Raw genomic sequence first — 4,406 nt, 5'->3', positions numbered from 1 at the left:
GGCCGAACCCGACCGCCCGGTCGGGTTCGGCCTTGGGACGTGGACTAAAGTCGTCGCGGGACAACCCGTCTATCCTGATCCACTTGATCCAGGACGTGAGCCTCTGGCTGGCCGAAGGCCGCTAGTCCGCGCGCGTAGCACCTCCGGCAGCGGTTCAGGGCCTGGGCGCGCCGGCCTGCGGCCGGCCGGGCTCTAGTCGCGGCGTCCCGCCGCTCCCCGCGCCGGCTTCGCCGTCTCGGCCTTCGGGTGACGATCCCTCGCGCAGGGCCAGAGGGAGAGGGCGGCCGGCGCGGGGGCGGGGGACGCTGGAGAGAAGGGAAAGTCACGATGTCGATGATATTCATAGGTGGATCAATCGAAGTATTCGAGCTGCCGGAACCTGCCGTCACTCGCATCGGCGCAATCGTTGCTGCCGAGCACGGCGTGCTGATTGGCGACGCCTCGGGAGCCGATGCCGAGGCGCAGGGCCTACTCGCGGGCTACAAGTACGAACATGTCGGCGTCTTCCATGCCGGCAAGGAACCCCGCAATAATCTGGGCGACTGGGCCGCCTACCATGTTCCTTCTCCTGACGATGCCAAAGGGGACTTTGTCCACGCCGCCAAAGACCGGGAGATGGCGCGGCGCGCCGACTTTGGCATGATGGTCTGGGATGGCGCGTCACCCGGCACTGCCGTCAACGTGCTTCGGCTCGCCATGGCGAACAAGCCGTGCGTCATTTACGATCTGGCCAGGGGCAGCATGGCGACCACGTACAATGTGGAAGACTGGTGTGCCATGCTCCGCCATGCCGGTCCGGACATTCGCCGCCAAGCCGAAGCCCGCATGACGCCGGAGGAGCGTCTGGCGTTGCCAGAATGATGGATGCGGTGCTGCCGACAGCCCGGCGGGTTCAATCCGATATGTTGGTCCGGCTTCTCGTCGCCTAATCCACTTGTATGAGCGGACTGCCGGCCCCTTTCGAAACCGGTCCACGCGCAGAGCTGCGGGGCGTTGTGCGGATGATCATCTTGACCCGTCTCGCCTCTGAAGCGGTGCAAGCGTGCCGAACAACATGCTGGCTTGCCGGGTCATCCAACCTGACTGCGCGGTATCATCCCCGGGGGGGCGTGAAGGCCGCTGCCAGCCGGCCCCGATATCGAAACCGCTATGCCGCCATACCGAACACGCAAGGCGGTCACGCGCCAGGCTGCTTTTCGATGTGTGGGCAATGCCGACGACATGACCCGAGAGGCTGCAGCATGTTCCTGCGATCCGGCACCGTTGCGTCGGCGGTCTAGCGATGGCGGCCTGAGTTCTTTTCCTTCGGTCGCATCCGGGCCATTCCCGTTTCATGTCGCCTTTGTAGACGACCGCCTGCTTTGTGCGGTCAACCCCCGTTGGGGGTACACTCGGCGAATATTCAGGAAAATTCGATTTCTGTTTTTGGTCTGCGGGCAGGCGAAGGGCCTGCCCGCAATTTTTCGGCAAATAGAATTTTCAAGAATTTTCGCCGAGATGACCGCAGCAGGACGGCCCTCTCCTTTGGCGCCATCGGGAATGGTCCCGATGCAACCGAAGGAGAACTATCATGGCCACCACGATCGCAAACCTCACCACCAAGGCCGACGGCTCGATGGAAGGCGTCTTTGCCACGCTCCGGGTCAACGCCCCGATCACCCTTATCCCGAACACCAACAAGTCGCGAGAGGACGCGCCCGACTACCGGATCGTCAACAAGCGCACGGGCTTCGAGATCGGAGCCGGCTGGCATCGCATCTCCCAGCGTTCGGGAGAGGAATACCTCTCGGTCAAGCTGGAAGCCCCCGAGATCGGCGTGATCTTCGGCAATCTCGCTCCCGCCCCGGGTGGCGAGGAAAACAAGAAGGTCATCCTCTGGAACAACCCCCAGTGAGGCATCGGAAGCCGGCCCTTCGAGGGGCCGGCTTCCCAACCGGCAAAAGGAGGTTGCAATGAGCCGCTACACCATCACCGTCACTGGTACCGTCACCGGAAAAGTCCGCTCGGATCCCGACGCCGTCATCGGCTACGACCCACCGCTCCGGACCTATTTCCTGCAGGCGTTCCCGCACGAGGAGACCGACGAGCCCGCACTCTGGCTTGGCACCCACGATCATGCCTTCGAAACGCTTGGATATCTTCGCCACGCCGCCATCGCACACGGCTACGACTTCATGCCGCTGCCGCCCGAATTGGCCGCAAAGCTGGTCGACGACAAAGCGGCCGCCAGCGGGCGCCCGGAGCGGGACGGCATCCTCGGGGAACTGCTGAAACACCCCAACCAACCCAAGTAGGCAAACACATCTCAGGGCCCGCGACGGAGCGCTCCGTCGCGGGCCCTTTTTTTGCGCGTCGCAAGAGAGCCACGAACATCACACGCTACAGCAAGAGACAGCGACTCCAAACCCCCGATTATTCCTTCGGCAGTTTGTGCTTATGAACGTGGATATAATCCTGCACGGCCTTCCGCAGCAGTTCGGTCATGCTGTGCCCGTTGCTGATCGCCAGCAACTTGAACTGCCGCTGCTCCGCCGCCGTGAGGTAGTAGCCGCAGCGGACCATCTCCTCCTCGCGCATCTTCTTTCCGGCGATGGGGTCCTTTTTCTGACCCTGTCGCAGCAGCTTGCGAAAATCGGGCCCGACTGCCGGGGACGGCTTTGTCGGTACCTGCACCTGTGGCGCAGCTTGCTCCTTGGTCCCTGATGTCTCGACCTTCGGTGTGATGAACATGCTCGGCAGCGCCGGCGGCTGCGTGGAAATCGCCTTCATCATGCGGGCTTTCTTGTCGTCACCGGGTTTCGGCGCGGTTTCTTCACTCATGCCGCATTCCTCGTGGCTTCGATGAAAGTTTGCAGAAGGTCGTCGAAGACTCCTTCGCTCTCGGCAACCGCCTTCGCATCGGGCACCGCGGGGCTGTAAAGGGTCTGCCCGGTCTGGAGGTCGCGATAGGCAACGCGGTTGTGCAGGACGTGTTCTGCAATCGGCGTGCCGTTGGCCTGGATGATGGCGCGCAGTTCCGTCAGGGCTCGCGCCCTGCCATCGATGATGGTCTGCTTGGTCAGCACGAATATCGCAGGCAGCGGTCTACCCCGGCTCTCGACCGCCAGCGGAATGTAGTGGTCGGTGATCTGGATGGCGGCGGTCACATCGTCGAGGGCAAAATAGACCGGCACGACGACAATATCGGCCGCGAAGAGTCCGGCCATGAGGTTGTCATTGGTGGTGCCTTCCGTATCGATCAAGACGACGGAGCGCTCACCGTTGTGAGTGGCTGCGGCGTCGAGGATTTCCTGCGGGGTCATCGCGCTTACCAGCTGGAGCCTGTCAGGGCGATTGCCAGCTTCGCCCAGCATCTCGAACCAGCGGTTCATATTCTGCCGCCGGTCGCCGTCGATAAGAGTGACCGAATAGCCGCGATGCAGCGCGACGGATGCGAGGGTGCGCAGCAGCGTCGATTTGCCAGTGCCGCCCTTGGGGATCGCAGCGGAGATGATCATGGGGGGCCTCCTTCCGGGCGTTGTCTCCTTGTCTCCGTGTTAACATGGAAACAAGTCATCATGGACACATGGAATTAATGTCACGGTCGAAACATGGTGACATAGTCAACGCGGCAGACCGGTTTAGCAACCCAGGCGCGCATCGTAAAGGCTCGATCACAGGCGCAATTTTTGCGCGCTGCTATCTTCAGTGAGGAGGAGATCCGGTGGGCCGATCCCCGCCAGCGAACCGCTCGGATGTCTCCATGTTAACATGGAGACAAGTCCTCACCGCATCATAGACACATCACAACAAATCACGATGGAAACATCACGACGTTGCGTACCGGCGGTCTGGAGTGAAAACTGGCTAGTTGGGAGGAGGGGCGTCCGCGGCCGTTTTCACCTCCCTTCCCCTGTTTCTACTGGCAGGATAGCCTATTTTGTGATACACACAAAAATAGGAGCGCGGCCCTGGCGGGCCTTAGCGCCCGCAAGCGGGCTTGAGAGATGGATGCAGACGCCCAGAGAGCTGCGGTGAAGAGCGCGTCACGACGCTATGGCGAGGTGACGCACATCCGGTTTTCGGGTGACGAGCTGGCCGGCCTCAAAGCCATTGCTGAGCGGGACGGCGTAACTGTCAGCGAGGTGGTCCGGCGTCTGGTGCGGGCAGAGGCGGGGCACCTGCCTATCGCGACAGAGGCGTTGCGGCCGGCGATCGTGGACATGACCGATCAGCTGCGACGTGTCGGCGTCAATTTCAATCAAGCCGTGCGCGCCATGAACGACGGCCGCGTTGCCCATGATGAGGATCTTGAGCAGGCGTTGATCGCCGTGGGCGACCTTGTGCGGCAGTTTCGCGATGAACTGAAAACGATGACCGTCGAGTCTCGCAAGGCGAGGGAGGCCAGGCCATGAGCGGTCGTCTTG

Annotated in this window: 6 protein-coding genes; 4 read left to right on the top strand and 2 right to left on the bottom strand. The window is 62.1% G+C overall.

The features are described from left to right. Positions 1 to 327: 327 nt before the first annotated feature. From EN943_RS35285 to EN943_RS35275, 3 genes are all read left to right on the top strand, one after another. Positions 328 to 861: a hypothetical protein gene (locus tag EN943_RS35285; RefSeq protein WP_127416414.1), complete on the top strand. Its 534-nt coding sequence runs from the start codon at positions 328 to 330 to the stop codon at positions 859 to 861. 709 nt (positions 862 to 1,570) lie between these two features. Continuing rightward, entirely contained in the window at positions 1,571 to 1,894 is a 324-nt protein-coding gene (locus EN943_RS35280) for a DUF736 family protein (RefSeq protein WP_006205585.1), read from the top strand. Positions 1,895 to 1,952: 58 nt separating this feature from the next. Further along, positions 1,953 to 2,294, top strand: a complete 342-nt coding sequence (locus tag EN943_RS35275; protein WP_127416413.1) for a hypothetical protein — start codon at positions 1,953 to 1,955, stop codon at positions 2,292 to 2,294. Positions 2,295 to 2,412: 118 nt separating this feature from the next. On the opposite strand, the gene EN943_RS35270 is transcribed toward EN943_RS35275, so the two are convergent. Together EN943_RS35270 and EN943_RS35265 are read right to left on the bottom strand one after the other, a co-directional pair. Next, positions 2,413 to 2,820 carry a hypothetical protein gene (locus EN943_RS35270; protein ID WP_127416412.1) on the bottom strand — a complete coding sequence of 136 codons (408 nt, stop codon included), beginning with the start codon at positions 2,818 to 2,820 and terminating at the stop codon, positions 2,413 to 2,415. Beyond that, positions 2,817 to 3,497, bottom strand: a complete 681-nt coding sequence (locus EN943_RS35265) for a ParA family protein (RefSeq protein ID WP_127416411.1) — start codon at positions 3,495 to 3,497, stop codon at positions 2,817 to 2,819. Before EN943_RS35265 ends, EN943_RS35270 begins: the two co-directional genes overlap by 4 nt. Before the next feature lie 489 nt (positions 3,498 to 3,986). Between EN943_RS35265 and EN943_RS35260 the strand changes: the two genes are divergently transcribed. Continuing rightward, complete coding sequence (locus tag EN943_RS35260; protein ID WP_127416410.1) at positions 3,987 to 4,394, top strand: hypothetical protein; 408 nt, start codon at positions 3,987 to 3,989, stop codon at positions 4,392 to 4,394. Positions 4,395 to 4,406: the final 12 nt, after the last annotated feature.

This window comes from Mesorhizobium sp. M7A.F.Ca.US.006.01.1.1, assembly GCF_003997935.1.
GTDB lineage: Bacteria > Pseudomonadota > Alphaproteobacteria > Rhizobiales > Rhizobiaceae > Mesorhizobium.
This window is presented reverse-complemented; position numbering and strand designations above follow the sequence as displayed.

What these genes read in the sequence shown, in the direction of transcription:
- EN943_RS35265 (WP_127416411.1), bottom strand. Translation starts at nt 3,497, where the DNA reads ATGATCATCTCCGCTGCGATCCCCAAGGGCGGCACTGGCAAATCGACG.
- EN943_RS35280 (WP_006205585.1), top strand. Translation starts at nt 1,571, where the DNA reads ATGGCCACCACGATCGCAAACCTCACCACCAAGGCCGACGGCTCGATG.
- EN943_RS35285 (WP_127416414.1), top strand. Translation starts at nt 328, where the DNA reads ATGTCGATGATATTCATAGGTGGATCAATCGAAGTATTCGAGCTGCCG.
- EN943_RS35260 (WP_127416410.1), top strand. Translation starts at nt 3,987, where the DNA reads ATGGATGCAGACGCCCAGAGAGCTGCGGTGAAGAGCGCGTCACGACGC.
- EN943_RS35275 (WP_127416413.1), top strand. Translation starts at nt 1,953, where the DNA reads ATGAGCCGCTACACCATCACCGTCACTGGTACCGTCACCGGAAAAGTC.
- EN943_RS35270 (WP_127416412.1), bottom strand. Translation starts at nt 2,820, where the DNA reads ATGAGTGAAGAAACCGCGCCGAAACCCGGTGACGACAAGAAAGCCCGC.